The organism is Cellulomonas shaoxiangyii (assembly GCF_004798685.1).
Lineage (GTDB): Bacteria > Actinomycetota > Actinomycetes > Actinomycetales > Cellulomonadaceae > Cellulomonas > Cellulomonas shaoxiangyii.
In genome coordinates this window covers 588,238-614,588 of record NZ_CP039291.1, presented here as the reverse complement: position 1 = coordinate 614,588, position 26,351 = coordinate 588,238, and the positions used below count along the sequence as shown (strand labels likewise).

Genomic DNA, 26,351 nt, shown 5'->3' with positions numbered 1-26,351 from the left:
CGTCCGCTGTCGGCGCCGCGTGGCACGCTCGACCCGTGGACGCGACCGCCGACGACCTGCTGCTCGACGCCGACCTCGACGACCTGACCTTCGCCGGGCTCGACCTGTCCGGCCGCGACGCGTCGGGCGCCCGCTTCCTCGAGTGCGTCCTGACCGACTGCCGCGCGGACGGCCTGCGCCTCGACGGCGCGCGTCTGCTCGACACCGCGTGGACGGCGGTGCAGGCGGGCGAGCTCCGCGCCCGGTCCTCGTCGTGGCGGGACACGACGCTCACCGACGTGCGGCTCGGCGCGCTCGCGGCGTCCGGCGGCGAGTGGCTCCGCGTGCGCGTCGTGGGCGGGAAGATCGACTACCTCGACCTGCGCGGCGCGACGGTCGAGGAGGTGCGGCTGGAGCGCGTCACCGTCGGGGACCTCGACCTGGCGGGCGCGCGCGTCAAGCGGCTCACGGTCGTCGACTGCGACGTGCGACGGCTCGACGTCGGCAACGCCCGCCTCACGGACGTCGACCTGCGCGGCGCGCGGCTGCGGGAGGCGGTCGACGGCGTCGGCGGCCTCGCGGGCGCGACCGTCACGTCGGACCAGCTGCTCGACCTCGCGCCGCTGCTCGCGGCGCACCTCGGGATCCGCATCGGCTGACGTCGCCGCACGCGGCTCCCGGATCGCCGGCGTCGGCGGCCGTCAGGCGCCGGGGACCGTCGGCCCGGCCCGCTCACCACCCCGCGAGGCGCAGCACCTCCGCGGCGACGTCCTGCGGGGTGCGGCCGTCGGTCGCCACGCGGTGCACGTCGGCGCCCGCCTGCGCCTCCAGCCGCCTCGCGGCGGCGTCCGACCGCTGCGCGTGGGCGGTCAGCGACGCCCCGTGCTCGCGGCGGCCGAGCCGCTCGTGCGCGGTCGCGTCGTCCGCCGTGAGCAGCACCGACGTCACGTGCGGCCGGTCACCGACGGCCGCGGCGAGCACGTCGGCCTCGAGGACGCTGACCGTGTTGGTGACGACCAGCCGCCGGTGCCCGAGCGCGCGGTAGCGGCGCCACACGTCGGCGAGGTTCGCGGCGGCGACGCCGTGCTCCCACGGCGCCGGGTGCGCCAGGTCGAGCGCGTCGCCCTCGACGACCGCGTGCGGCACGTCCCGCGCCGTGAGCAGGTCGTGCACCGCCGACGCGACCGTCGTCTTGCCGACGCCCGCGCGGCCGCCGACGAGCAGCAGGTGCGTGCGGTCGTCCGGCACGTGGGCCCCGGCGAGCCGGGCGAGCAGGCGCCCCCGCACGGCCGGCCACTCGTCGGCCAGGACGGAGAAGTACAGCGACGCACCGCGCGTGCCGTCGGGGCGCAGGCGGTGGTCCCGCAGCCGCCCCTCGGGCACGGCCCCGAGCTTCGTCACGGCCGCGACCGAGCGGTGGTTGCGCTCGTCGACGCGGTACGCGACGCGCGCGACGCCCCACCCCTCGAACGCGTGCGCCATCAGCAGCAGCTTGCAGGCCGGGTTCACGTGCGTACCCCACACGGCCGGGGCGTACCAGGTGTGGCCGACCTCGAGCCGGCCCGCGGTGAGGTCGACGTCGTAGAACGAGGTCGACCCGACGACGCCGCCGGTGGCGTCCTCGAGCACCGCGAAGGCGTACCGGCCCGGTGCGGCGAGCGCCGTCGCGACGACGCGGGCCATGTCCGCGACCGTGCGCGGTGTCGGCGAGCTCATCCCGCGCCACACCGCGTCGTCGGTGCAGGCGAGGAGGTCGGCCGCGTGCTCGGCACGCAGCGGGACGAGGCGGACGCCGTGGCCGGTCAGGACGAGGTCGTGCTCCACGGCGGCAGCGTGCCACGGGCGCCGCCGCGCACTCGGCGGCGTCTCAGGCGGCAGGCCCTAGCGTGGCGGCACCACCGACGACGGAGGACGCATGACGCACTGGTCGATCGCCCTGCGGGACGTGCCCGCTCCTGACCACGCCGACGCGGTGATCGTCACGCTGCCGCCCGGCGCGCCGACAGACCCGGCGGTGTGGGCGCGCGAGATCTTCTCGCTCGCGACGATGCCGCGCTGGGTGCTCGCGGCCCTCGCGCTGCGGCAGGCGCTCGTGCCGGTGCTGCGCATCCCGCCCGCACCGCGCGCCGCGTTCGCCGTCGACGAGGTGGTCGGCGGCGAGGCGCTCGTCGCGCACGACGACGTCCACCTCGACTTCCGTTGCGGGGTCGCGGTGGACGCCGACGCACGCCTGGTGCGGGTGACAACGACCGTGCGCCTGCACGGGTGGCGCGGGCGGGTCTACTTCGCGCCCGTCCGGCTGCTGCACCCGGTGGTCGTCACCGCGATGCTGCGCCGGGCGCGGCGGCGGCTCTCGCGCTGACGACCGGCCCGGCGGCAGCCCTCACGCTGACGACCAGCCGGGTGGCAGCGACGTCGGTGCCCGCTCAGTCGTCGACGGCGGGCCCGCACGCGGCGGCCGCCGTCGCGGCGAGGTGGTCCAGCCCGCGCACCTCGACGAGCGGGCGCGTGTCGTCGACGACCGACCAGCAGCCGTCGACGACCTCGTACGCCGCCTGCGCACCACGGGCGACCAGGGCGGCGACGGCCGCGACGAGCCGGTCGACGTGCTCGGCGGTGGTCCCGACGCCGATCGACGCGCGGATCGCACCCTGCGAGGCGCCGAGGTGCGCGAGCAGGGGGTGGGCGCAGAAGCGGCCGTCGCGCACGCCGATGCCGTGCTCGGCGGACAGGTACGCCGCGACCAGCCCGGGGTTGAGGTCGGCGACCGTGAACGTGACCACGCCGACCGGGTCCGGCGAGTCGGGCCAGATGCGGGCGACGCGCACGCCCTCGATGCCCGTGAGCCCGTCGACGAGCCGCGCGCGCAGCTCCTGCTCGTGCGCCTCGAGCGCACCCGTGGGCAGCTCGGCGAGCGTCTCGCAGGCCTGCGCCAGCGCGATCGCGCCGATGACGTTGGGCGAGCCCGCCTCGTGGCGTGCGGGCGCGGGCTGCCACAGCGTCCGGTCGGGGCGCACGTCGCGCACCGCGCCGCCGCCGGCGAGGTACGGAGTGCCGGTGTCGAGCCAGTCGCGCCGCCCGACGAGCGCGCCGGCGCCGTACGGCGCGTACGTCTTGTGGCCGGAGAACGCGACGTAGTCGACGCCGGTGGCGGCGAGCGAGAAGCCGCGGTGCGGGACGAGCTGTGCGCCGTCGACCGCGACGCGCGTGCCGGCGGCGTGCGCCAGCGTGACGACCTCCTCCAGCGGCAGGGCCTCACCCGTCACGTTGGACGCGCCCGTGATCGTGAGCAGCGCGTACGGACGCCGGGCGAGCTCGTCGCGCAGCGCGGCGAGGGTCGCGGCGACCGTCGGCCGCAGCGTCAGGACGGTGGCCGTGCGGGTCTCCCCCGCGTGCGTCCCGGTGCACCGCTGGACCCACGGCAGCAGGTTGGCGTGGTGCTCGACGTCGAGGACGAGCACCCGCCCGCCGTCGGGCACGACGCCCGCGAGCAGGTTCAGGCTGTCGGTCGTGTTGCGCGTGACGACGCAGACGTCGTCCTCGCGCGCCCCGACGAACCGCGCGACCGCCTGGCGCGACGCCTCGAACAGGGCGGTGGAGACCTGCGAGAGGTAGCCCGCACCGCGGTGCACCGACGCGTACAGCGGCAGCACCTCGGCGACGCGCGCGGCGACCGACTCGAGCGCGGGCGCGCTCGCGGCGCAGTCGAGGTTGGCGTAGGTGCGGCTCGTGCCGCCGACCAGCGGGACCGTGGTGGACGCGCCCACCACGGGGAGCAGGGGACCGCGGCCGACGGCGGGGCGGGGCGCCGCCGCGGCGGACGGGGACGCGGTGCCCGACGCCTCGTCGGCACACGCGAAGAGCTCGGTGACGGTCGTCATGGCAGCCTCCTGGACCCGGGGACCCGGAAGGGAGGTCCCGCGCTTGCCGGCACCGGACGGCGCGCGGCCAGGTCGTCACCCGGGGCACCCCACCGCGGAGGAGGGTTGCCGGCCAGCGAGCCGGGGCTTCGCGCTGGCGCTCATGACCTGGCACGAGGATCCGCGCGCCCTCCGGCGGGTGTCAACGTGGGGGCACGGATCGTCTCTCGTTTTGAGACGTTGCTGCCCGTCAGTCCGTGGTCGACGTAGATCCGGTCGGCATCGACGCCGAGGCTCCGAAGCGCGTCCCGCTGGGCGGTCGCATCCTGCGATCTCGTCGAGACCCGGGCATAGCCGATCAGCAGTCCGCTCGTGCCCTCGCTGTCCGGTACAGCTCCCCCTGACCGGGCCTTTTCGGGGGCGGGTCTTTCGGGGACAGTGTCCTGCGCGGCGCTGTGGTCCACGAGCGGCCCATCGCGACTGTCCCGTTGAGCAATCCCCAAACGGGGCGCCAATACCCCTCGTCTCGCATGAGCACACGAGTGACCCAGCTCGCTCCGCCCAGGGGCGTCGAGTCTGCGACGCGGTACGCGCCACCCAACATCACTCCCCCGCGACGGACCTCCTGGGGCCGTTACGAGGCGCGCGCGTTCTTGCGCCGTCCGGTCGATGGCTCATATCTGCAGCACCCGCGGCTGCCACACATGGGTCACATGCGCCGAGACCGACGATGAGAGGAACGCTCATGACCCCGAAGACCCGCCCCGACCAGGCCCGATCGTCGATGACGGCGACTGCTGGCGTTGTCCGTCCTGCAACCGGACCTTCGGAGCCATCCGCCGGCGGCGCTGATGGACGCGCGCGCCAACTCACGGCTGGCGGCGCGCTAGGGCCGTACCAGCCCGATGTTGGCGTCGACTCCCCGATACTCACGGCATGGGTGGTATCGCTGAGGACGTGCGTCCCCCGTTGGCACGGCTGGCCGAGAGGGTGGTCCTGCAAGAACGCGACGCCTACGGGAAGTTGTTCGCCGCTGCTTCGGCGGCAGCGGAGGGCGCAGGGTCCGGGCTGTGGGCCGTCGACCAACAGCGTGCCGCGGGCATTGATGGTGCGGTGGCAGCGTTATCTTGGGCGAGCGATCACGTACAGCGTTGGAGCTTCTCTGTGCGTGACCACGCGGACACGCTCTTACTCCTGCTGCGTCATCAGAAGCTGCTGCCGGTGCCGGCATGGACGGTGAGCCGCGCCATCATGGAAGCGGTGCTTCAGACCTGCTGGTTGCTCGACGCCGAGGCGTCGTCCGAGACTCGGATTGCCCGGGCTGCAAGCATTCTACCGGCGGTGCTCAACGAATCGATTGTCTTACTCGAGCGGTTTGGCAGCAGCGTGGTGGACGAACTTGAAGAGAAGCGGCAGGCGCGCGCAGACCTCGAGTGCGTCTTGACCCAAGACGGGTTCCGGGTTGAGCGCGCGACGGACAAGCATGGGCAAGTCACGGACGCCATCGGTCGGGTTTGGTTCGCGGGCCAGTCAGCCTCGACACGGAACAACATCACCCAGCTAGCGGCGAAGTACGTGCCGGATGACCCGTGGCTCTATGGACTATTCTCCGGGGCTGCCCACGCCAAGCCTTGGCTGCTCATGGGGCTCAGCGACGACGTCGACGAAGCGATACGTTCCCTCGTGCTGCCGCTGCTGCCGATCAGTGATGCGTATAGCCGGGCCCTGTGCGGGTACTTCGACCTGGACGCTGAGCCGTACGTCCGGGCCCGACGTACTCGTCTGGTGGCGATGGTCGAGCGCGGCTCGTCGGTTCGAACTATCGATCGGTCCATCGAAGAGTCAGCATTTGGGACAAAGATGAGCGGTCTGCGGTACTACGAGCTCGGGCGCACCGAGAAGAGGTGATCCCCCGTCAAGGCAGCTCGTCGGGCACCGAACGAAATCGGGTCGTGCGTGACCGGCCACCGCGCCGGATTCGGCCTGTGGTTTCGGCCCCTTGCGCCCTGGGGTCTGACGTGCCGGGGCGGGGTGGCCGGCGACGATCTCTTCGGCCGCCGCTCGGCAGTTGTCGTAGCCGAACTAGTCCCCTGGTCCACGCGCGACCGTCGCCGCCTGGCAGTCAGCGCACGTGAGATGGCGCCAGCCACAGGCCACACCCGTTGACCTCGAAGCCCTCGCCATCGCGGACGCTCACGCTCACCTTGCCAGGGGAGAAGGAGACGAACGTTGTCATCGATGATGTCACCGCCGCCGGACGTGCGGGACCAGTAGCAGTTCTCTAGCCGTGGTGGCAGGCCAAGACGGTCTGGCTCCCGGCTGCAGGCATCTGCCGCCGTTGAGGCGCCCTCATCGGCACCGGCCCGCGGCGCGGCGCGTCGCCGCACGAGGCGTGAAGGGCGTTCTCGACGTCGACGCCGGGCGCTCGAGGACCGCCGGCACAGCGGGGGGCCGCAGCGACGCCCCGCGCCGCCGGTCGGAGGCCCACCGGAGTGGCGATCCAGCGCTCGAGCGCTACGCCGCCGGAACCGGGCTCGGCGGCACGCCGCACTGCGCTGACCGGGTGACAAGACGCGACGCGCGGCTTCGCGTACCGGGAGAAACCGCCCGGGCGGCTGGTCGATGTGTCGGCGCCTACAGGTAGACGACCGGCATGGCCTTGGACGAACTGCGGCATGCGGTGACCGATGGTGCCGACGGGACGGCGCACGTCGTGGCGCCGGCGGAGCGCGAGGACGCGCTGCGGCTCCGGATTGATCACCAGTTCTGGTGCACGACCCAGGCAGGAGGCTGCGGCCAGCAACTGGAGCTGCCGGCAGGGCCGGTACGAGGGCCCTACTTCCGGCACAAGCGCGGAGCCTCGCCATGCGCGCTACTCAGTTCCGGGCGGGACGTGGGTGGCGCGTACGCGCATCTGGCGTACCAGCGCGAGCTCATGGCGTGGCTGCAGGGGCAGGGCTACGTGCCGACGATCGAGCACACGTTGGACGGCGCAGGGCGCGCGGACCTGCACGTTGTGGTGAACGGGGTCGAGCACACCCTTGAGGTGCAGCTAACGGACCTTGGCAGCACGGCGTGGCGCGACCGAGATGACCGGTACCGCGGCGCGGTCGATCAGGTCACGTGGCTGTTCGGGCCGGCGGCGGATGGCGCCGCGAGCACGCAGCGTGCACGTGAAGGCGTCACCCTGCGGATCGGGCGCGACGTGCAGGGGGTGCGCGTCGGTGTCGAGGTCGACGGGGTGGAAATCGACGACTCGTGGAACGCGCTGCCTGCGTGCCGGATGGAGGCGGGCGGGGTGTGGACGCCGAGCTTGGATCAGGCGCGTGAGCGGCTGCAGGAGCGGCGCGCGGCGGAAGCGCTGCGCCGCGCGGAGGAGGAGGCCGAGCGCGCGCGCTTGGAGGACGAGCGGCGACGTGCGCAGGCCGATGCGGACACGCGGGCGCAGCGCCGAGCGGATCGACAGCTGGCGGAGCGCATGACGCGGCCGCGACCGACCGCTCCTCCCCCGCCGCGACCACCGGTACCGACCCTGCTGCCGCCCGGTCCGCGTCCGACCGAGCAGTGGCGGCGTGTGCACTTCGACATGCCTGCGTGGGGGCGAGAGCACCCGATCTGGCGGTGGCTCGCTCGGTATCCGGTGGAGCAGCACGAGGCCGGAACGTACCTGGCGTACACGGCGCTGCACCTGTTCGGAAGCGGGCCGTTGTCGATGCTCGACAACCCGGACCTGCCCGGAGGTGTCGCCAGCGCGATGGTCGTCGACATGGCTGACGCCGGGTGGTTACGGCTGCAGGACGGGATGTGGCGTCGGGAGGACTCTGCGCCGCGGTTTTGAGAGGGCGGGCGGGTGGTTTCGCCCTGGTGGGTGCGGCCGGGGTGAGCTGAGCGGCCGAGAGCCCCCGGGCGAGCTGGCGCTGGCGGCAGGCGCGACGTCGTGTTGGTCGTCCAGTGAGCCGGCGCGGTGGTCCCTGCCGGGCGCTTCCCGGTCGTGCTGTCGATCTAGTAGCGGGTGGGCGGTCGGCGATCTGGTCGCCAGGCGTTGTCGATGAGGTCTTGATGACCTTGCGCAGCGTGGTGTCAGGCCGCGAGCTCACGAAGTCGCTGAGCGTATCCATGCTGTAGCAAGGCGGTGATATGAAAGCGCAATGTGCGGATATGCTTCGCGTATGCGCACGACGCTGAACCTGCCGGACGACCTCTACCGCGAGGTGCGGACGACCGCGGCGGCGACCGGCCGCACGGTGACCTCGGTGGTCGAGGAGGCGCTGCGTGACGCGTTGGCCCGGTACCGCGCGGAGCAGGCCGGCGCCCGCACCCCGTTCGTGGTGACGCCGTGCGGATCGGGCGGGCTCGCGCCCGGCGTCGACCTCGACGACTCCGCCGCGCTCGTGGACGTGCTGGAGGGCCGGTGATCCTGCCGGACGTGAACGTGCTCGTGGGCGCGTTCCGCGCGGACGCCCCGCGCCACGACGCCCTGCGTGCCTGGCTGGAGGAGGCCGTGGCGGGCCCGGAGACCCTCGGCGTGACCGACGCGGTGCTCGGGGGGACGGTGCGCGTCCTGACCCATCCGCGGGTCTTCGCCCGGCCCACCCCGCTCGCCGAGGCGCTCACCCAGGTGGAGGCGCTGCGCAGCCACCCGGACGTCGTCCGCGTCGCGCCGGGCGCGCGCCACTGGGACCTGGTCACCCGGCTGTGCCGCGACGCGGACGCGCGCGGGAACCTCGTGGCGGACGCCCAGCACGCCGCCGTCGCGGTCGAGCACGGCGCCACGTGGGTGTCGCAGGACCGCGACTTCGCCCGGTTCCCCGGGCTGCGCTGGCGGCCGGCGGTCACCGACGTGACGTGACGCGACGTCGGTGAGACGGGCCGACCGGCGCCCGCGCGCCTGCCGTAGCATCGCCGGCGACCATCCAGAGCGGCCGAGAGATCTGGCTCGACGACGCCGCAGCAACCCGCGGGACCCGCACGGGCCCGGACGAGGGTGCTACCGCCAGGACCGATGGAGGACGCATGACCGTGCAGCCACGTCCCGCCGACGGCTACGCCGGCGACCTCACGCCGACCGAGGCGTGGGAGCTCCTGAGCCAGGACCCCGACGCCGTGCTCGTCGACGTCCGCACCGACGCCGAGTGGCGCTACGTCGGCGTGCCCGACCTGCGCACGGTCGGCCGCCAGGCGGCGCTGGTCGAGTGGGTGTCGTACCCGTCGGGCCGCCCGAACCCGCGGTTCCTCGACCAGCTCGCGGCCACGGGCGTCACGCCCGGGGACGGCCGGCCGGTCGTGTTCCTCTGCCGGTCCGGCCAGCGCTCGATCGGCGCCGCGCAGGCCGCCACGGCCGCCGGGTACGGCCCGGCGTACAACGTGCTCGAGGGGTTCGAGGGCGCGACGGGCCCGGACGGCCACCGCGGCCACGAGGGCTGGCGCGCCGCCGGCCTGCCGTGGGTGCAGCCGTGAGCACGCGCCGCGTGCCCGGTCCCGGCGACTGGGACGACCGCCGCACCGACCGCACCGCGCTGCGGCCCGACACCCTGGCGGTGCGCGGCGGGCTCGTCCGCAGCGAGTTCGGCGAGCTGTCCGAGGCCGTGTTCCTGACGCAGGGGTACGCGTACCCGTCGGCGGCCGACGCCGAGGCGGGCTTCGCGGGCGAGGTCGACCGGTTCCTCTACTCGCGGTACGGCAACCCGACGGTCTCGACGTTCGAGGAGCGCCTGCGGCTGCTCGAGGGGGCCGAGGCCTGCTACGCGACCGCGACCGGCATGTCCGCGGTCTTCACCACGCTGGCCGCCCTCGTGCGGTCCGGGTCGCGCGTCGTGGCGTCCCGGGCGCTGTTCGGCTCGTCCCTCGTGGTCTTCGAGGAGATCCTCGCGAAGTGGGGCGTGCGCACCGACTACGTCGACGGGCACGTGCCCGCGCAGTGGGAGGAGGCGCTCGCGGCACCGGCCGACGTCGTCTTCTTCGAGACGCCGTCCAATCCGATGCAGGACCTGGTCGACATCGCGACGGTGAGCCGCCTCGCGCACGCGGCCGGCGCGACGGTCGTCGTCGACAACGTCTTCGCGACCCCGGTGTTCTCCCGGCCGCTCGAGCACGGCGCGGACGTCGTCGTGTACTCCGCGACCAAGCACATCGACGGGCAGGGGCGCGTGCTCGGCGGCGCGATCCTCGGTTCCGCCGAGTTCGTGCACGGACCCGTGCAGACGCTGGTTCGCAACACCGGCCCGTCGCTGTCGGCCTTCAACGCGTGGGTGCTGCTCAAGGGCCTCGAGACGCTGAGCGTGCGCGTGCGGCACCAGGCGGCGTCCGCGCTGACGCTCGCGACGTGGCTCGAGCGGCACCCCGGCGTCGCCCGCGTGCGCTACCCGTTCCTGCCCTCGCACCCGCAGCACGACCTGGCGCGCGCGCAGCAGACCGGCGGCGGCACCGTGGTGACGTTCGACCTCGCCGTGCCCGAGGGCGCGACGCCGGACCTCGCGAAGAAGACGACGTTCGGCGTGCTCGACGCGCTGCAGGTCATCGACATCTCCAACAACCTCGGCGACGCGAAGTCGATCGTCACGCACCCGGCGACGACGACGCACCGCAAGCTCGGTGCCGCCGGTCGCGCGGCGGTCGGGATCGCCGAGTCGACCGTGCGGCTGTCGATCGGCCTCGAGGACGTCGAGGACCTCCGCGACGACCTCGAGCGGGGCCTGGGCACGCTGCGCGCCTGAGGCGGGCACATCGGCCCGGGAGCCGGGCGCCTGGTCGCGGCCACCCCGTGACCGCTACGGGGGCGACCCTGCACCTGCACGTGTCGAGATGCAAGACAGATTGACCAGCTCTGAGCGTCCAACTCTGACCAGCCACCCCTCCGCGGACGCGGTCGGTCGAACTGTCCCGGAGCTCACACCTCGGCGGGAGCGAGGAGCCAACTGCGGCGTAGGTGCACGGTGAAGCCATTGCGGGCCAGGTTGCGGACGCTGGGAGAGCCCGGGGCCGCAGTCGCCACAGCGCCGCGGGCACCGGCGGCTGCTGCTGCGTCGAGGCGGCTGTGCAGCAGTGCGGTCTGCGCCCCGCAGCTTCTGTGGGTCGGCAGGGTCGCCGCTCCTCCCAGAACCGCCACGTCGTCGTGCAGTGACATCGCCGCCGCTGCCACGGGCCGGTCTTCCTTCCAGGCCATGAAACGCAGCACCTTCGGGTCCGAGTGTTCGGCGACGAGGAACCGGTCAACGTCGACCGGTGCCGCGTAGCCGGCGGAGAGCACCTCGAAGAAGGTCGCCAGGTCCTCGCCCACCGCCGGTCGCACCTGCAGGTGGTCGCTCGGGGCGACACGTTCGTCACGGCTTCTCGGATCGAGCACCGCGATCGGTCGGACAGGGCCGGGGGCCGCACGAAGATCGCTCAGCCGCTCAGCCGAGGGGAGATCGCCTGAGGTACCCACCACCGCGGGTAGCGGAGCACCGGCGGCCGTGAAGACTGCAACGACCTCCCGAAGAGCTGCAACCGTCCGCGCGTTCGCCCCGGTCACCGAGTTCAGGAACCCCAACCCAGGCGAGTTGGTCAGCAGCGCCCGTAGGCCCCCGAGCTCGAACGCCTCGAAGCGTCCCGGCAGACCCGCTGCTGTGGCCGCGCCGAAGGCCAGGCGGCTGCGGTGGTACACGGCGTGTTCGCCGGGGCTCAAGTCCATCGGCCCATTCTGGTGTCGAAATGCAGGACAGATTGACCGGCGTCAGGCGTCGTGCGTTGACGGCCCAGCCGTCCGGACAGGTCCGCCCGCAAGCTGCGTCGGTCCATCCGCGCCTTCATGGGCAGACTGGTGGGCATGGGGCACACGGTGATCCAGGTTCCCGTTCCAGCGCTGGAGTCGATCGCTGCGCGGCTCGAGGTCGCGCCCGTGTGCCCCCACGTCACGTTGCTCGGACCGTTCGTCGATCGGTCCGACGTCGATGAAACCCTCGTCGGCACCATCCGCGAGCTCCTGGCTCCCGTCCGAGCATTTGGCTTCAAGCTCTCCGCGGTCGGCCGCTTCGCCGGCGGACTCACCTACCTGGTGCCCGACCCTGGCGCGCCGTTCACCCGGCTCACGGAGATCTTCTCCGCGGCCTTTCCGCAGTGGCCGCCGTACGGCGGGATGTTCGACGAGGTCGTGCCTCACCTGTCCATAGGCGAGGCACTCCCCGAGACCGACGTGGCGATCCTGAGGGAGCTGCTACCCATCAGCGCGACCGCAGACGAGGTGACGCTCGCCTGGTGGTCGGACGACATCGTGGAAGTGCTTGAGCGCTATCCGCTTCGAACCGGGTAGTCACGCTCGCGACCGATACCAATCAAGCGAGCCCTGGGCGTGCTGGCGTCCTCGTCGTCGTCGGGGGGGCCGCGCGACTGAGTGGTCAGACTATGGACGCCGTCTAGCCAAACCATCTTGCATCTCGACAGCTCCGCGAAAACCAGGGTGCACGTCGACAGCACGTCGACCGTACGCTCGACGCCGCGTCCGCCGGCCCGTGCACCCGATGAGTCGGGGGCCACGCACGGGTCGGTACCGCCGTGCCGCCCACCGCCACCCGAGGAGCAGCCGTGCCCGACGTCATCGCCATCCGCGGTGCTCGCGAGAACAACCTGCAGGACGTCGACCTCGACGTCCCCAAGCGCCGGCTCACCGTGTTCACGGGGGTCTCCGGCTCCGGCAAGTCCTCGATCGCCTTCGACACGATCGCCGCGGAGTCGCAGCGCCTGCTCAACGAGACGCACAGCGCGTTCGTGCAGAACTTCCTGCCGCAGAGCGCGCAGCCCGACGCCGACTCCCTCACGGGGCTCACCGCGTCGATCGTCGTCGACCAGGAGCCGATGGGCGGCAACGCGCGCTCGACGGTCGGCACGGTGACCGACGCGTACGCCATGCTGCGCCGCCTGTGGGCCCGGCTCGGCACGCCCTCGCTCGGCACGCCGACGGCGTTCTCGTTCAACGACCCCCGCGGCTGGTGCCCCGCGTGCGAGGGCGTCGGCTCCGTCGCGGCGATCGACGAGGACGCGCTCGTCCGGCCGCACCTCAGCCTCAACGAGGGCGCCATCGACTTCCCGAACTACCAGGCCGGCGGGTGGTACTGGAAGATCTTCGTGATGTCGGGCTTCTTCGACCCCGACGCGAAGGTCGGCACGTACACCCCCGAGCAGCGCCGGATCCTGCTGCACGGGCCGGACGGCAAGGCCCCGAAGATCGACGTCGGCGGCGCGTCCTTCACGTACGAGGGCCTCATCAGCAAGCTCCGCCGCTCGTACCTGGCCAAGAACCCCGAGCAGCTGCAGGGGCACGTGCGCACGGCGGTCGAGCGGATCTCGACGCGCGGCGCCTGCCCGGACTGCGGCGGCGCCCGCCTGAGCGCCGCCGCGCTCGGCAGCCTGGTCGCCGGCCGGTCCATCGCCGAGTGCACGTCGATGCAGGTCAGCGAGCTGGCGCGGTGGGTCCGCGGCCTCGACGCCCCGGAGTACCGCCCGCTGCTCGACGACATCGCCGACCGGCTCGACGCGCTCGTGCGCATCGGGCTCGGCTACCTCAGCCTCTCGCGCGAGAGCACCACCCTGTCCGGCGGGGAGTCGCAGCGCGTGAAGATGGTCCGCCACCTCGGCTCCGCCCTCACGGACGTCACGTACGTCTTCGACGAGCCCAGCACCGGCCTGCACCCGCACGACGTGCACCGCATGAACGAGCTGCTGCGGGCCCTGGCCGACAAGGGCAACACGGTGCTCGTCGTCGAGCACAAGCCCGAGGTCATCGAGATCGCGGACCACGTGGTCGACGTCGGCCCCGGGGCCGGCGCCGCGGGCGGCCGCGTCGTCTACGAGGGCGACGTCGAGGGCCTGCTGGCGTCCGGCACCGTGACGGGTGAGCACATGGCGCGCCACCAGCCGCTCAAGACGGAGCCGCGCACGCCGACCGGCTCGCTGCGGGTCGAGCACGCGACGCTGCACAACCTGCACGACGTCACGGTCGAGATCCCGACCGGCGTGCTGGTGGCGGTCACCGGCGTCGCCGGGTCCGGCAAGAGCTCGCTCGTGCGGGGCGTCCTGCCCCGCCAGCACCCGGACGCCGTCGTCGTCGACCAGGCGACGACGCGGGGGTCACGGCGGTCCAACCCCGCGACGTACACGGGCATGGCCGACCACGTCCGCAAGGCGTTCGCCAAGGCCAACGGCGTCAAGCCGGCGCTGTTCAGCGCGAACTCCGAGGGCGCGTGCCCGGCGTGCAACGGCCTCGGCATCATCTACACGGACCTGGGCACGCTCGAGCCGATGAAGAGCCCGTGCGAGACGTGCGGCGGGCGCCGGTTCACCGAGGAGGTGCTCGGCCTGACCCTGCGCGGGCGGTCCATCGCCGACGTGCTGGAGATGTCCGTCGCCGACGCCCGGGAGTTCTTCACCGAGCGCGCCGAGAAGCCGATCGCGGCGATCCTGTCCGCGCTCGACGCCGTCGGCATCGGCTACCTCACGCTCGGGCAGCCGCTCTCGACGCTGTCCGGCGGTGAGCGCCAGCGCCTCAAGCTCGCCATCGAGCTCGGCTCCCCCGCCGACCTGTACGTGCTCGACGAGCCCACGAGCGGCCTGCACATGGCGGACGTCGACCGGCTCATCGCCCTGCTCGACCGGTTCGTCGACGCCGGGTCCACCGTGGTCGTCATCGAGCACAACCTCGACGTGGTCTCGCGGGCCGACCACGTGCTCGACATGGGCCCGGGCGCCGGGTCGGAGGGCGGGACGGTCGTGTTCAGCGGTCCGCCGGCAGCGCTGGTCGACGCCGACACGTCGCTGACCGGGCGGGCGCTGGCCGTGCGGCACGGACTGGTCGGCGCACCGGCCTGACCGGTGGGCGATCAGCTGAGGTCGACCTCGACGTTGTCGCCGCCGTCGTACCGCTCGCCCGTGACCCTCGCCTTCGCGAGGCTGAGGACCGTCGCGAGGCGGCCCCCGGGGCTGTCCCAGTACTCCGCGCTCTCGGCCTCGAGCTTGATGAGGGCGACGCCGGGCGACGCCGGGCCGTCCGGGAACCAGGCCTGCGCGGCCGCGCCCCACAGCTCCTCGATCTTCGCCTGGTCGCGCACGACCTCCGCCGTGCCGGAGACGGACACCCAGTGCGTCGAGCCGGCGAACGCCGCGTTCGCCGGTCCGCCGCCGCGCACCTCGTCCGCCTTGTGGCTGTCGAGCTCGGTGAAGAACCACAGGTCGCCGTCGAACTCGACCTCCTGCACCGCCATCGGGCGGCTCACCAGCGCACCGGACGGGTCGATCGTCGTCAGCATCGCGATCCGCACGTCCTTGATGAGCTCCGCGACCTTCGCGACACCCTCCTCGCGGTCCAGGTGCTGCGCCTCGTGCGCCATGGGTGCCTCCCGTCGCCGCGGCGCCCCCGCGGCGCCCGTCCCGCCACGCTAGGCAGGGGCGGGCCGGGCTGCACCCGCACCGAGGGCGTCCCACCCGGCGGGCGCTCCCCGCCGCGGCGCCGGCCGCCCGGGCCGCGTCAGGCCGCGGCCGCGGCGACGGCCGGCGCGAGGGCGGCCGAGGCCCCGACCAGCGCGAGCTCCACCGCGTCGACCTGCGCGCGGGCCGCGAGCGCGTGCGCGTCCGCCACGAGGCGCTCGACGGGCGCCACCAGCCACGTGACCGAGGAGGCCCAGACCGCCCCCGAGAACGCCTCGGCGTAGGTCACCGCCTCCCGGCGGCGAGCCGCGTCGGCCTCGTCGCGGGCCACGACCGCCTCGACCTGCAGCACGACGCGCACCTCGGTGCGGTCGCGCCCGACCGCGGCGATCTCGGCGGCGAGCACGTCGACGAGCGCGCGCACCGCTGCGGGTGTCGGGAGCACCGCGCTGTGCACGAGCCGGATCACGTCCGCACGGGCGGCGGCCAGGGCCACGGTGGTCTCGGTCAGGGACTCCGCGTCGAGCAGGAACTCGACGGCCCCGGGGGCGGCGTCGAGGCCGGCGACCCCGACGCGGTGCACGGATCGGGTCGAGGAGGTCGCGGCGGGGGCGCCGCCGTGCGGCTGCCCGGTCGGGGCGGCGGTGTCCGGCGTGCGGGGACGGGCGAGAACGGGCTGAGCCACGGGAGGAGGTCCTCAGGTCGTACCGGGTGCACAGCCAGGGCCGGTCGGCCACGGGCGCGCGGGGTCGTCAGCTCAGCGACAACACACCCGGGACGAGGACATGCGCCGAGGGTAGCCGCCAGGACAGGGCCCTGACCACCCCTCGCGCGCTCGGCCCCAGCCCGTACGGCCGCACGTCGTCGGGCCACCTCTCGGGGCGCGCCGCACGGCGGTGACCGGCCCCTCAGCCACCGAGGAAGGAGCGCAGCCGCCAGGCGTCGCGCACCGCGTTCCCACCGCCGTCGTTGTTGAAGTACGCGACGACGTCGTGCCCGGCGGCGTCCCACTCGCCGATGCGGTCGGCCCACCAGCGCAGGTCGTCGTCGGAGTAGGAGCCGGCGTACAGGTGGTCGTGGTCGGGCCCGTGCAGGCGCACGTACACGAGCCGGGACGTGGCGCGCAGCACGCACGGGATGCGGGCGCCGGACACCACGCAGTACGCCGCGCCGCGCCGGGCGAGCAGGTCGAACACGGCGTCGGTCTGCCACGAGGGGTGCCGCAGCTCGACGGCGACCTGCACCCAGTCGGGCAGCGTGCCGAGGAACCAGTCCAGACGCGCGTCGTCCCGCTCGGCGTCCGGGCGCAGCTGGACGAGCAGCGCCTCGCGGTGACCGCGCAGCTCGTGCCAGCAGCGGGCGATGCGCTCGGACCACACCTCCGGCCCGTACAGCCGGCGGGCGTGGGTCAGGCCCCGGGGCGCCTTCACCGACATCGTGAACCCGTCAGGCAGGCGCTCTCGCCAGCTCGCGAACGCCCGCTCGCGCGGCCAGCGGTAGAAGCTCGCGTTGAGCTCGACGGTGTCGAAGGCCTCGACGTAGCGGGCGAGCCGCTGCGCCGCCGGCAGCCCGGGCCGGTAGAGGACGCCGTCCCAGTGGTCGTAGGACCACCCGGACGTGCCGATGCGGACCGTCATGCCCGCAGGCTGCCCGGTCCGCCCCGACGCCGCACGCGGGGCGCACGCGCCGGGCGCCGCCGTCGAGACGCGCGAGGGTGCGACTCGCCCGGCGCGGATAGCCTGATGACCCGAATCGTCCCGATCGGCTGGATACGCCCTCTGCGCCACCACCGAGCCGCTCAGGCGGCGGGAAGGGGGACGGGATGGCCGGCGAGCGCACCTACCCCGTGCTGCCGTGCGCGGACCTGGATGACGCACTCGCGTTCTACGTCGCGCTCGGGTTCACCGTCAGCTTCCAGCAGCGCCGTCCCAACCCGTGCGCGGTCGTGGAGCTGGACGACATAGCGATCCACCTGTTCGCCATGGACGGCTTCGACCCGGCGACCTCGTACGGCAGCGCCATCATCACCGTCGCAGAGCCCGGCGAGCGCCACGCCGCGTTCAAGGCCGGGCTGCGGGCGCTGTACGGCAAGGTCCCGGTCACCGGCATCCCGCGCCTGCTCCCACCGCGGCGCAAGGCCGGCACCGCGACCGGGTTCTCGATCGTGGACGTCGGTGGCAACTGGCTCCGCTTCTACCGAGCCGGCTCGTCCGAGGACGACGTGACGGAGCGACGGTCCGGCCTGGGCCGGATGATCGACGTCGCCGCACGGCAGGGCGACGCGCGCGGCGACGACGCCCAGGCGATCGCGGTGCTCGACGCGGGGCTCATCCGGTTCGCCGACGCCCCGCCGATCGAGGTGTTCGAGGCGCTGCTCTACCGTGCGGAGCTCAAGGTGCGCACCGGCGCGGACGCGGCTCCCGACCTCGCCGCCGCGAGCGCGCTGCTCGCTGAGCACGAGCTCGGCGAGCAGGCACACCGGGCGTTCGCGGTCGCAGCCGAGGCGGCGCGTCCCTAGCGGGCGTCGGGGCGGCGGGGACTCGGCGGCCGGGTGTCAGCGCGGCGGGTGTCAGTGCGGGCTGTGTCAGCGCGGCGGGTGTCCGAGCGGCCGCGCGAACCAGAGGACGTCGGGGCGGGCGGACGCGTCGACCGCCGGGCGCACCGGCCGGTAGCCCAGCGACCGGTACAGCGCGATCACCGCCTGCTGGTGGATGCCCGCGTCGACCACCGCCGTGGTGCAGCCGAGCCCGCGGGCGGCGTCCTCGGCCGCGGCCAGGAGCCGCCGGGCCACACCGGCACGCCGGCCGGTCGGCGATACGTACAGCCGCTGCACCTCGGCCCACCCGTCCGGCCACGGCGCGGGCGCGCGCCGGACCGTGACGCACCCCACGGGCTCGTCGTCGACGCGTGCCAGGAACGTGGCGGGCGCACCCGCACCGGATGCGGTGCCGAACCGGGCGTACCCGCCGTCGGGCACCGGCTGCGCGGGGGCGAGCTCCGCGACCATCGCGCGGCGCACGGCGACCGCGGCGGCGTCGTCCCACGCCACGGGCGCGATCACCACGGGGCGCGCCGGCGCCTCGCCGCGCGGGCCCCTCGGCGCTTCGGGGCTCGCACCGGGGGCCGCGGGACCACCGTCCAGGTCCCGGGAGAAGCAGCGCGAGTCGGCCTCGTCGGCGTACTCGCCGTAACGCGGGACCGGCGCGTACCCGGCCGACAGGTAGAGCCCGATGGCCTCCGGCTGGAGCACGCCCGTCTCCAGGACGAGCCGGGTGACGCCGCGTGCCCGGGCGGCCGCCTCCAGCTCCGTGAGCACCCGCCGCGACAGCCCGCGCCCGCGCCAGGCGGGGCGGACGTACATGCGCTTGAGCTCGCCGGTGCCCGCGCCGAGCTCGGCCGACGCGTCCCGCAGAGCACCGCACGCGACCGCCTCGCCCCCGACGCGCAGCACGAGCATCGTGACGATGCCGTCGGCGGTCATGTCGTGCCCGATGTCGGGCGCGCCGTACCGCTCGTGCAGCTCCGCCTGCTGGGCGTCCCGGAGCCGGCGGGCGTCGGGGTCCTCCCACGGGACGGCCTCGACGCGCACGTCCGTGACGTCGCCCCCGGCCACGCGGGTCAGCCGACGAGCGCGCGCAGGACCGACGTGAAGAAGCGGAGCCCGTCGGTGCCGCTGCGCGGACCCTGCGCGGTGTCGGGGCCGAAACCGGGCTCGACGGCGTGCTCGGGGTGCGGCATGAGGCCCACGACGTTGCCCGCGGCGTTGGAGATGCCCGCGATGTCGCGGCGCGAGCCGTTCGGGTTCTCGCCCTGGTAGCGGAACACGACACGCCCCTCGCCCTCGAGCTCGTCGAGGGTGCGCTCGTCGGCGACGTACTGCCCGTCCTGGTTCTTCAGCGGGATGGTGATGCTCTCCCCCTGCTCGAACTCGCGCGTCCACGCGGTGTCGCTGTTCTCGACCTGCAGCACCTGCTCGCGGCAGAGGAAGTGCAGGCTCTCGTTCTTGATCATCGAGCCGGGCAGCAGGTGCGCCTCGGTGAGGACCTGGAACCCGTTGCAGATGCCCAGCACGGGCAGGCCCTTGCCCGCGGCCTCGACGACCTCGCCCATCACGGGCGCGAACCGGCTGATCGCCCCGGCGCGCAGGTAGTCGCCGTAGGAGAAGCCGCCGGGGAGCACGACCGCGTCGACGTCCTTGAGGTCGGCGTCCGCGTGCCACAGCGCGACGGGCTCGCCGCCGGCGAGGCGCACGGCGCGGGCCGCGTCGCGGTCGTCCAGCGTCCCGGGGAAGGTGACGACGCCGATCCGGCTCATCAGGCCAGACCCTGGCTCGCGACCGTGCCGGCCGCGTCGGCCTCGATGTCGGCGACGCGCACGACGTCCTCGATGACCGGGTTGGACAGCACCTGCTCGGCGGCGGCCGCGGCGGCCTCCAGGACCTCGGGCGTCACCGGCCCGTCCACCTCGAGCTCGAACCGCTTGCCCTGACGCACGGACGTGAACTGCGCGAAGCCCAGGCGCGGCAGCGCGCCGGCCACCGCCTTGCCCTGCGGGTCGAGGATCTCCGGCTTCGGCATCACGTCGACGACGACTCGTCCCACGGGTGCTCCCTGGTTCGCGACGAAAGGGGGTCGGGCCTGATCCTACGACCCGGCACGCGGGGGCGAGGTGCCCGTCCAGGGAGACGCGCTCAGGGTGACGGTGCAGGCCGTGCCGACGGGGCGGAGGGGGCCTCCACCAGGAGGAGCCCCGGCCGGGGCAGGTCGAGGGCCGGGGGCAGCCCGTCCGCGAGCGCGCGCACGACGTCGACCGCGACGAGCTGCCGGTGGGCGGTCAGCCACCGCCGCGTGACCACGACGACCGGCGCGGCGACGAGCGCGCCCGCGAGCAGGACCGTCGCAGCCGCCCCGTGCGCGTCAGCGCCGAGGTACAGCGCGACGGCCAACGCGACGGCCGCCGCGGCGGCGAGGGGACCGGCGAGCAGCGCCCCGGGCGTCGCCGCCACGACGCGCCGTCCGGGCTGCTCCGGCGGGTCGTCCAGCAGCCAGCGCCGGTGGCGCGTGCCGAGCGCGAGGGCGCCGCCCACGGCCAGGGCAACCCCGGCGGCGACGGCGGTGCCCACCTCCAGGTCACCCTGCGCGGCGACGACCGCCAGCAGGCCACCCGAACCCGTGCCGAGCACGGCGACCGCGCGCACCGCCGCACCGGCCGCCGGCAGCGCCCGCACACGGTCGCGGAGCACGACCGCCCGGCGCACACCGCCCGCTCCTACGTCCTCACCGACACCAGGCAGCAGGTGCCGCTCGGCGAGCATGCGCCGGTGGCGTGAGTCGCGACCGCACTCGGCCGCCGCCAGCGCGAGCACGTAGGCCACCAGGGCGACCGCCTCGGCGCCCGAGTCCAGGCCCGCGCCCATGAACGCGAGCAGCGGCGCGAGCCCGGTCAAGGACCACGGCAGCTCGCGCAGCGGCCGCCACGGCGCCTCGAGATCCGCACGCACCCACGGCCGGTACCTCGCCGGCACCGGACGGTTGAACAGCCGGTACCCCAGGACCACGTGCAGCGGCGGCCGCGCGCGCCGCCGCGTCGCCAGGCCGGACCACAGCAGCGGCATCCCCGCACGCACGCCGACACGGTGGGCGCCGGGAGGCGCGAGGTCCGCCAGCAGCGACGTCATCTCGCCGGTGCGCGCGTCGCGCCAGTCGCGCGGGTAGGCGGCGAGCCAGCGGCGCGCCGACCGGGCGAAGCGCAGGTCGACGCCGAGGGCACCCTCGTCGTGCAGCCCGCTCACCAGGCACCGCCCGACGCCGGCCGCGCCGCGGGGCCGACCACCCGGCGGGCCCGCCGCGCGAGGGCGGCCAGCCGGTCGGTGTACGCGGCGACGGCCTCGCGTCCTGCGCCCGTGAGCCGGTAGTACCGCCGCAGCCGGCCGTCGACGACCTCCTCACCGGACGCCTCCGCCCAGCCCGCGGCGACGAGCCGGTCGAGGACGCCGTACAGCGTCCCGGCGCCGAGCCGGACCTCGCCGTCGGACAGGTCCCGGACGGCCTGCACGATGGCGTAGCCGTGCCGCGGCTCCTCGGCGAGCGCGAGGAGCACCAGGTAGCTCTGCTCGGTGATGCGCACGGACGATATATATCGCCTCACGAGCTATCGCACCAGACCCGTGCCGCCGGCCCCCTGCCGGTGTCGGCGCCCCTCACTACCGTGGCCCGCATGGCGGCGACCCCCGCGGACGACCCGACCGGCTACGACCCCGACTTCCTGGGCCCGCGCGTGCCGCTCCCGGCGGCCGGGCGTCCGCTCCGGGACCTCCCGTCGACGCACTTCACGGTGCTCCTGGACCCCGTGCGCCGCCTCGCCGCGGCCACGGCCGTGAACGTCGACGGCACCGCGCTGCGCGACGTCCCCCGGGATGACGACTGGTTCCTCGACCCGCGCGTGCCCGCCACGGAGCAGTGCGGGCCGGAGCTGTACGCGCGCAACGACCTCGACCGGGGTCACCTGGTGCGCCGCCGCGACCCCGTGTGGGGCGCCCCGGGCGTCGCCGCCCGCGCGAACCGCGAGACGTTCGCCTACCCGAACGCCGCGCCGCAGGCCGCGGGCTTCAACCAGGGCGCGGAGCTGTGGCTCGGGCTGGAGGACCACGTGCTCGGGCACGCCGCCGCGCAGCGCCTGCGCCTGACGGTCCTGACCGGGCCCGTGCTCGCGGACGACGACCCGGTGTACCGCGGGATCGCCCTCCCGCGCCGCTACTGGAAGGTCGTGGCCTGGTCGCTCGACGCCGGCGACCGGCTGGCCGCGACGGCGTTCGTGCTCGACCAGTCGCCGCTGCTGGACGACGGCGCGCTCGGCGCCGCGACCGCCGCCGCGCAGGCCGCCGGCGACCCGCCGCCGCTCGGCCCGTTCCGCACGTCCCAGGTGCCCGTCGGGGACGTCGCCGACCTCACCGGCCTCGACCTGGGACCGCTGCCGGCCGCCGACGTGCTGGCCCGCACCGGCCCGCAGGCCGACGCGCCCGCGTGGCGCCCGCTGCGCTCCGCCGCCGACGTGGTCCTGCGCTGAGCCGCCGGACGAGCGGCGGCGCTGAGCGCGGCCCTCAGAGCGCGAGCGTGCGGCCCGTGAGCCGCTCGTACGCGTCCAGGTACCGCACGCGCGTCCGCTCCACGACCTCCGCGGGCAGCGCGGGCGGCGGGGCGTCGGACGCGCGGTCCCAGCCCGACGCCGGCGACGTCAGCCAGTCGCGGACGAACTGCTTGTCGAAGCTCGCCTGTGCGCGCCCCGGCTCCCACTCGTCGGCCGGCCAGAACCGCGACGAGTCGGGCGTGAGCACCTCGTCGCCGAGCGTGACGGCGCCCGTCGCCGGGTCCGTGCCGAACTCGAGCTTCGTGTCGGCCAGGATCACGCCGCGCCCGCGCGCGACCTCCTCGGCCCGCGCGTAGACCGCCAGCGTCAGGTCGCGCAGCGTCTCCGCCGTCTCCGGCCCCACGAGGTCCACGACCGCCGAGAACCGCACGTTCTCGTCGTGCTCGCCGACCGCGGCCTTCGTCGCCGGCGTGAAGACCGGCTCGGGCAGGCGCGAGCCGTCCACGAGCCCCGCGGGCAGCGGGATGCCCGTGACCTCGCCGTTCCCCTGGTACTCCGCGAGCCCCGACCCGGTGAGGTACCCCCGCGCGACGCACTCCACGGGGAACATCTCGAGGCGCCGGCACACCATCGCCCGGCCGGCGACGGGGTCCGGGACGTCGGTGGTCACGACGTGGTTCGGCACGAGGTCGGCGAGCTGCTCGAACCACCACAGGCTGAGCTGCGTGAGCACGACGCCCTTGCCGGGGACGCCCGGGCTCAGCACGTGGTCGTACGCGGAGACGCGGTCGCTCGCGACGACGAGCACCACGTCGCCGTGCAGGTCGCGCAGCGCGATCCCCGCGGTGGTGTCGTCCGGCTCGTACAGGTCGCGCACCTTCCCGGAGTAGACGTGCCGCCAGCCGGGCAGGTCGGGGGTCGAGGTCGCGTCGCTCACGCGCACAGTGTGCCGTGCGGCGGTCGGCGGCGGGCGCACGTCCGGGCCGTCAGAGCGCCCGGTGCGTCCAGCGTCCGCCGACCAGCGTGCCGGCCACGCGGGTCCCCCGCACCGACCCGACGGACGCGAGCAGCGCCGCCGGGTCGTCGTCGAGCACGACCACGTCCGCCGGACCACCGACCCGCAGGTCCGGCGGCACGCCGTCCACGGACGCGGCGAGCGCGACGTCGAGGTCGAGCCGCTGCTCCGGGTGCCACGCCGGGCGGCCGTCGCGCCGGCGGGTCACGGCCGCGTCGACGGCGGCCCACGGGTCGAGCGGCGCGACGGGCGCGTCGGAGCCGAGTGCCAGGCGCACGCCCGCCGCGTGCAGCGCCGCGTAGGCGAACGCGCGGGCGGTGCGGCCGTGCCAGTACCGGTCGGCGACGTCCCGGTCGTCCATGGCGTGCTCGGGCTGCACGCTCGCCATTACGCCCAGCGCGGCGAAGCGCTGCACGTCGTCGGCCGTCACGAGCTGCACGTGCTCGACGGACCCGCGGGCGCCGCTGGCCGCGAACGCGTCGAGCGCGACGCCGTTCGCCGCGTCGCCGATCGCGTGGATCGCGCACGTCAGCCCGTGCTCCGCGGCGCGCGCCATGAGCGGGACCAGCCGGTCGGGCGGCACGGTCAGGACGCCGTGCGCGTCGGGCCCGCGCAGTCCCGGGTAGGGGTCGTGGCACCACGCGGTGCGGGTGTTCAGCGCGCCGTCGGTGATGACCTTGAGCGGCCCCTGCGTGACCAGCCCCGTCGCGTCGAGCGCGTCCCCGGTGCGCAGGCCCTCGGCCAGCACGGCGTCGAGGTGCTGCTCCCACACCGCGGCGCGCACGCGCACCGGCAGGTCGGGTGCCGAGCGCCGGCGCCACACCGCGCGGTTGTCGGCGATCTCGAGGTCGACGACGCCGACCACGCCGCGCGCGGCGGCGTCGCGCAGGGCGTCCGTCACCAGCGCATCGGTCGCGGCGTCGCCGACGCGGTCGAGCGCGGCCATGCGGTCCAGCCACTCGGCCTCGCGCACCAGCCCGCTCGCGCGGTGCGGCACGCCGAGGTGGCGCAGACCGGCGGTCGACGCCCACGCGCAGTGCAGGTCGCCGGAGACGAGCACGACGGGCACCTCCCCCGCGACCGCGTCGAGCAGGTCCGCCGTCGGCGCGTCCGGCCACAGCCCGTCCCGGAACCCCTGCCCCACCAGGAGGCCGTCCGGCCCCGGCGGCGCCGTCGCGAAGCGGTCCGCCACGAGGCGGGCCGCGTGCGCCGCCGACGTCGCCCCCGCCACGTCGAGCCGCGCCCGCGCGAGCGCCCACTGCGTCAGGTGCGCGTGCGCGTCCCACAGCCCGGGCAGGACGCGCCGGCCGTCGAGGTCGACCGGCTCCGCGCCCCGCACCGTGTCGTCACCCAGGCTGCCCGCCGGTCCCAGCGCCGCGACGCGCCCGCCGCGGAGCAGCACGTCGACGAGGCCGTCGCCCCCGACCCGGCGGGCGCGGCGCAGGAGCAGGGGGCGGTCGGTCGTCATGGTGTCCTCACGGTGCTGCGGTGTGCCGGGCGCCATCGAAGCACGTCCCGCGATCCCCTCCGCACGTCGGCGCCACCCCCTACGGTGTGGCGCACCGACGACGGGAGGCCGCCATGGCGCCGCAGATCACCGATGACCAGCTCGACGCGTTCCTCGCCGCCCACCAGGCGCTCGGTGCCGCGGCGGCGCACCGGGAGGGCGAGCGCACGGGCGGGGTCGAGCCGCTCCTGCCCGTCCTCGCCGCGCACCTCGGCACCGAGCCGCGCGGGCTGGCCGTGCACACGGCGGAGCTGGCGGTGCTCCGGCGCGTCGACGTCGACATCGCCGTGGCGGCCGTCGTCGAGGCGGCGGGCGGCGGCCGGCTCCTCGGCATCGGCGGAGGGGACCAGCGCACGCACCAGTCCCTGTCCGAGATGCTGCAGAACGCCGGCTCCTGGCCGGCGCACTTCCCCGTCGGCCCCGTCGACTACCACCGGGCCGCCACCGGACCCGACACGACGCGGCAGACCGTCGCGTTCGGCATGCACCTGTTCGCGGTCGACGGCGTGCCGGTCGCGCTGCTGCAGCGCCGCGCGAGCATGCGGCACCAGGGATCGCCGCTGGTGGAGGTGCTGTGCCCCGACGAGGGCACGGCGACGGAGGTGCTCACGCGCGTGCGCCACGAGATGGACGCCCGCAGCGCGCTGCGCGGGCAGGTGGTGACGTTCGCGGCGTCGCCGTTCGACCCCGGCGAGTCGGGCGTCGTGCACGTGCGGCGACCCGTCGTCCCGCGCGAGGACGTCGTGCTGCCCCACGGCACGCTGGACCGCGTGGAGCGGCAGGTGCTCGGCGTCGCGCAGCACCGCGACGCGCTGCGGGCGGCGGGGCAGCACCTCAAGCGCGGCGTCCTGCTCTACGGACCGCCCGGCACCGGCAAGACGCACACCGTCCGGTACCTGGTCGGCGCGAGCCCCGGGACGACCGTCATCCTGCTGTCGGGCCCGGCGCTGCAGCTCATCGGCGTCGCGGCCGAGACGGCGCGCGCGCTGCAGCCGTCGATCGTGGTGCTCGAGGACTGCGACCTCGTCGCGGAGGAGCGGGCGATGCACAGCAGCTCGCCCGTGCTGTTCGAGGTCCTCGACGCCCTCGACGGCCTGGCCGCCGACGCGGACGTCACCTTCCTGCTCACCACCAACCGCGCGGACGTGCTCGAGCCCGCGCTCGCGCAGCGGCCGGGGCGGGTCGACCTGGCCGTCGAGATCCCGCTGCCGGACGACCGCGCGCGGCGCCGGCTGTTCGCCCTCTACGGGCAGGGGCTGCCGTTCACCGACGCGGCGCTCGACGCGGCGGCGGACGCGACGGCGGGCATGACGGCGTCGTTCGTCAAGGAGGCCATCCGCCGGGCGGTGCTGCTCGCGGCGGAGGCCGGGCGGGCGGTGCGCGACGAGGACCTCGCCGACGCCGTGGCCGAGATGACGGGCGACTCGGAGCGGATCACGCGCTCGCTGCTGGGCGTCGCGGACTGACGGGCGGGCGCCGGGCGCCGGGCGCACCGGGCGCCCGGCCGTCG

The 26,351-nt window shown here is 74.8% G+C and carries 26 protein-coding genes, 1 pseudogene and 2 riboswitches; of the genes and pseudogenes, 13 read left to right on the top strand and 14 right to left on the bottom strand.

What is annotated here, in order from left to right:
* Positions 1-35: 35 nt before the first annotated feature.
* Positions 36-638, top strand: a complete 603-nt coding sequence (locus E5225_RS02770; protein ID WP_135972964.1) for a pentapeptide repeat-containing protein — start codon at positions 36-38, stop codon at positions 636-638.
* Positions 639-711: 73 nt separating this feature from the next.
* Here the strand turns inward: E5225_RS02770 and E5225_RS18190 are convergent, their stop codons facing one another.
* The gene (locus tag E5225_RS18190; protein ID WP_135972963.1) at positions 712-1,803 is read right to left on the bottom strand and encodes a GNAT family N-acetyltransferase; all 1,092 of its coding nucleotides are present in this window, start codon (positions 1,801-1,803) and stop codon (positions 712-714) included.
* Between the two features lie 91 nt (positions 1,804-1,894).
* Between E5225_RS18190 and E5225_RS02760 the strand changes: the two genes are divergently transcribed.
* Positions 1,895-2,341 (top strand): DUF2867 domain-containing protein, encoded by a 447-nt coding sequence (locus tag E5225_RS02760; RefSeq protein ID WP_135972962.1) that lies wholly within the window; start codon positions 1,895-1,897, stop codon positions 2,339-2,341.
* A gap of 64 nt (positions 2,342-2,405) precedes the next feature.
* On the opposite strand, the gene E5225_RS02755 is transcribed toward E5225_RS02760, so the two are convergent.
* Positions 2,406-3,860 carry an aminotransferase class V-fold PLP-dependent enzyme gene (locus E5225_RS02755; RefSeq protein ID WP_135972961.1) on the bottom strand — a complete coding sequence of 485 codons (1,455 nt, stop codon included), beginning with the start codon at positions 3,858-3,860 and terminating at the stop codon, positions 2,406-2,408.
* 34 nt (positions 3,861-3,894) lie between these two features.
* Positions 3,895-4,008: riboswitch (SAM riboswitch) on the bottom strand.
* Positions 4,009-4,054: 46 nt separating this feature from the next.
* A pseudogene (locus E5225_RS02750) lies at positions 4,055-4,204 on the bottom strand (recombinase family protein); the annotation flags it as partial.
* Positions 4,205-4,775: 571 nt separating this feature from the next.
* Here E5225_RS02750 and E5225_RS02745 point away from each other — a divergent pair.
* The 6 genes from E5225_RS02745 to E5225_RS02720 all read left to right on the top strand — a co-directional run bounded on the left by E5225_RS02745 (position 4,776) and on the right by E5225_RS02720 (position 10,552).
* Positions 4,776-5,747: a hypothetical protein gene (locus E5225_RS02745; RefSeq protein ID WP_135972960.1), complete on the top strand. Its 972-nt coding sequence runs from the start codon at positions 4,776-4,778 to the stop codon at positions 5,745-5,747.
* 745 nt (positions 5,748-6,492) lie between these two features.
* Complete coding sequence (locus E5225_RS02740; RefSeq protein WP_135972959.1) at positions 6,493-7,677, top strand: competence protein CoiA family protein; 1,185 nt, start codon at positions 6,493-6,495, stop codon at positions 7,675-7,677.
* Between the two features lie 331 nt (positions 7,678-8,008).
* A complete protein-coding gene (locus E5225_RS02735; protein ID WP_135972958.1) occupies positions 8,009-8,254 on the top strand; it encodes a ribbon-helix-helix protein, CopG family in 246 nt (81 codons plus the stop codon).
* Positions 8,251-8,688 carry a type II toxin-antitoxin system VapC family toxin gene (locus E5225_RS02730; RefSeq protein WP_135972957.1) on the top strand — a complete coding sequence of 146 codons (438 nt, stop codon included), beginning with the start codon at positions 8,251-8,253 and terminating at the stop codon, positions 8,686-8,688. Before E5225_RS02735 ends, E5225_RS02730 begins: the two co-directional genes overlap by 4 nt.
* A 57-nt stretch (positions 8,689-8,745) precedes the next feature.
* Positions 8,746-8,848: riboswitch (SAM riboswitch) on the top strand.
* 4 nt (positions 8,849-8,852) lie between these two features.
* On the top strand, positions 8,853-9,296 hold the full coding sequence (locus tag E5225_RS02725; protein WP_135972956.1) for a rhodanese-like domain-containing protein: 444 nt from the start codon (positions 8,853-8,855) through the stop codon (positions 9,294-9,296).
* The gene (locus tag E5225_RS02720) at positions 9,293-10,552 is read left to right on the top strand and encodes an O-succinylhomoserine sulfhydrylase (RefSeq protein WP_208012499.1); all 1,260 of its coding nucleotides are present in this window, start codon (positions 9,293-9,295) and stop codon (positions 10,550-10,552) included. The genes E5225_RS02725 and E5225_RS02720 overlap by 4 nt, the downstream gene beginning before the upstream one ends.
* 173 nt (positions 10,553-10,725) lie before the next feature.
* Here E5225_RS02720 and E5225_RS02715 read toward each other — a convergent pair whose 3' ends face one another.
* Positions 10,726-11,508, bottom strand: a complete 783-nt coding sequence (locus tag E5225_RS02715) for a GNAT family N-acetyltransferase (protein ID WP_135972954.1) — start codon at positions 11,506-11,508, stop codon at positions 10,726-10,728.
* Between the two features lie 135 nt (positions 11,509-11,643).
* Between E5225_RS02715 and E5225_RS02710 the strand changes: the two genes are divergently transcribed.
* Together E5225_RS02710 and E5225_RS02705 are read left to right on the top strand one after the other, a co-directional pair.
* Positions 11,644-12,126 (top strand): 2'-5' RNA ligase family protein, encoded by a 483-nt coding sequence (locus tag E5225_RS02710; RefSeq protein ID WP_135972953.1) that lies wholly within the window; start codon positions 11,644-11,646, stop codon positions 12,124-12,126.
* Positions 12,127-12,398: 272 nt separating this feature from the next.
* Positions 12,399-14,678 carry an ATP-binding cassette domain-containing protein gene (locus E5225_RS02705; protein WP_135972952.1) on the top strand — a complete coding sequence of 760 codons (2,280 nt, stop codon included), beginning with the start codon at positions 12,399-12,401 and terminating at the stop codon, positions 14,676-14,678.
* Positions 14,679-14,689: 11 nt separating this feature from the next.
* Here E5225_RS02705 and E5225_RS02700 read toward each other — a convergent pair whose 3' ends face one another.
* The 3 genes from E5225_RS02700 to E5225_RS02690 all read right to left on the bottom strand — a co-directional run bounded on the left by E5225_RS02700 (position 14,690) and on the right by E5225_RS02690 (position 16,870).
* A complete protein-coding gene (locus E5225_RS02700; protein WP_424945128.1) occupies positions 14,690-15,196 on the bottom strand; it encodes a pyridoxamine 5'-phosphate oxidase family protein in 507 nt (168 codons plus the stop codon).
* Positions 15,197-15,333: 137 nt separating this feature from the next.
* Entirely contained in the window at positions 15,334-15,918 is a 585-nt protein-coding gene (locus E5225_RS02695) for an LLM class oxidoreductase (protein WP_135973140.1), read from the bottom strand.
* A 223-nt stretch (positions 15,919-16,141) separates the two neighbouring features.
* Positions 16,142-16,870, bottom strand: coding sequence for a DUF72 domain-containing protein (locus E5225_RS02690; RefSeq protein ID WP_135973141.1), 729 nt, complete (start codon positions 16,868-16,870; stop codon positions 16,142-16,144).
* Between the two features lie 185 nt (positions 16,871-17,055).
* Between E5225_RS02690 and E5225_RS02685 the strand changes: the two genes are divergently transcribed.
* On the top strand, positions 17,056-17,751 hold the full coding sequence (locus tag E5225_RS02685) for a VOC family protein (RefSeq protein ID WP_135973142.1): 696 nt from the start codon (positions 17,056-17,058) through the stop codon (positions 17,749-17,751).
* Positions 17,752-17,817: 66 nt separating this feature from the next.
* On the opposite strand, the gene E5225_RS02680 is transcribed toward E5225_RS02685, so the two are convergent.
* The 5 genes from E5225_RS02680 to E5225_RS02660 all read right to left on the bottom strand — a co-directional run bounded on the left by E5225_RS02680 (position 17,818) and on the right by E5225_RS02660 (position 21,359).
* Positions 17,818-18,846 carry a GNAT family N-acetyltransferase gene (locus E5225_RS02680; protein WP_208012515.1) on the bottom strand — a complete coding sequence of 343 codons (1,029 nt, stop codon included), beginning with the start codon at positions 18,844-18,846 and terminating at the stop codon, positions 17,818-17,820.
* Between the two features lie 5 nt (positions 18,847-18,851).
* Positions 18,852-19,547, bottom strand: a complete 696-nt coding sequence (gene purQ, locus E5225_RS02675; protein ID WP_135973143.1) for a phosphoribosylformylglycinamidine synthase subunit PurQ — start codon at positions 19,545-19,547, stop codon at positions 18,852-18,854.
* Entirely contained in the window at positions 19,547-19,834 is a 288-nt protein-coding gene (gene purS / locus E5225_RS02670) for a phosphoribosylformylglycinamidine synthase subunit PurS (RefSeq protein ID WP_135973144.1), read from the bottom strand. The genes purQ and purS overlap by 1 nt, the downstream gene beginning before the upstream one ends.
* 89 nt (positions 19,835-19,923) lie before the next feature.
* A complete protein-coding gene (locus E5225_RS02665; protein WP_135973145.1) occupies positions 19,924-21,024 on the bottom strand; it encodes a hypothetical protein in 1,101 nt (366 codons plus the stop codon).
* Positions 21,021-21,359, bottom strand: a complete 339-nt coding sequence (locus E5225_RS02660; protein ID WP_243738176.1) for a PadR family transcriptional regulator — start codon at positions 21,357-21,359, stop codon at positions 21,021-21,023. Before E5225_RS02660 ends, E5225_RS02665 begins: the two co-directional genes overlap by 4 nt.
* Before the next feature lie 90 nt (positions 21,360-21,449).
* On the opposite strand from E5225_RS02660, the gene E5225_RS02655 reads away from it, so the two are divergent.
* Positions 21,450-22,298 (top strand): DNA/RNA non-specific endonuclease, encoded by an 849-nt coding sequence (locus E5225_RS02655; protein WP_135973146.1) that lies wholly within the window; start codon positions 21,450-21,452, stop codon positions 22,296-22,298.
* Between the two features lie 34 nt (positions 22,299-22,332).
* On the opposite strand, the gene E5225_RS02650 is transcribed toward E5225_RS02655, so the two are convergent.
* Positions 22,333-23,262: a phosphoribosylaminoimidazolesuccinocarboxamide synthase gene (locus tag E5225_RS02650; protein WP_424945130.1), complete on the bottom strand. Its 930-nt coding sequence runs from the start codon at positions 23,260-23,262 to the stop codon at positions 22,333-22,335.
* Positions 23,263-23,305: 43 nt separating this feature from the next.
* Entirely contained in the window at positions 23,306-24,802 is a 1,497-nt protein-coding gene (locus E5225_RS02645; protein ID WP_135973148.1) for an amidohydrolase, read from the bottom strand.
* Positions 24,803-24,915: 113 nt separating this feature from the next.
* On the opposite strand from E5225_RS02645, the gene E5225_RS02640 reads away from it, so the two are divergent.
* Complete coding sequence (locus tag E5225_RS02640) at positions 24,916-26,307, top strand: AAA family ATPase (RefSeq protein ID WP_135973149.1); 1,392 nt, start codon at positions 24,916-24,918, stop codon at positions 26,305-26,307.
* Positions 26,308-26,351 lie beyond the last annotated feature (44 nt).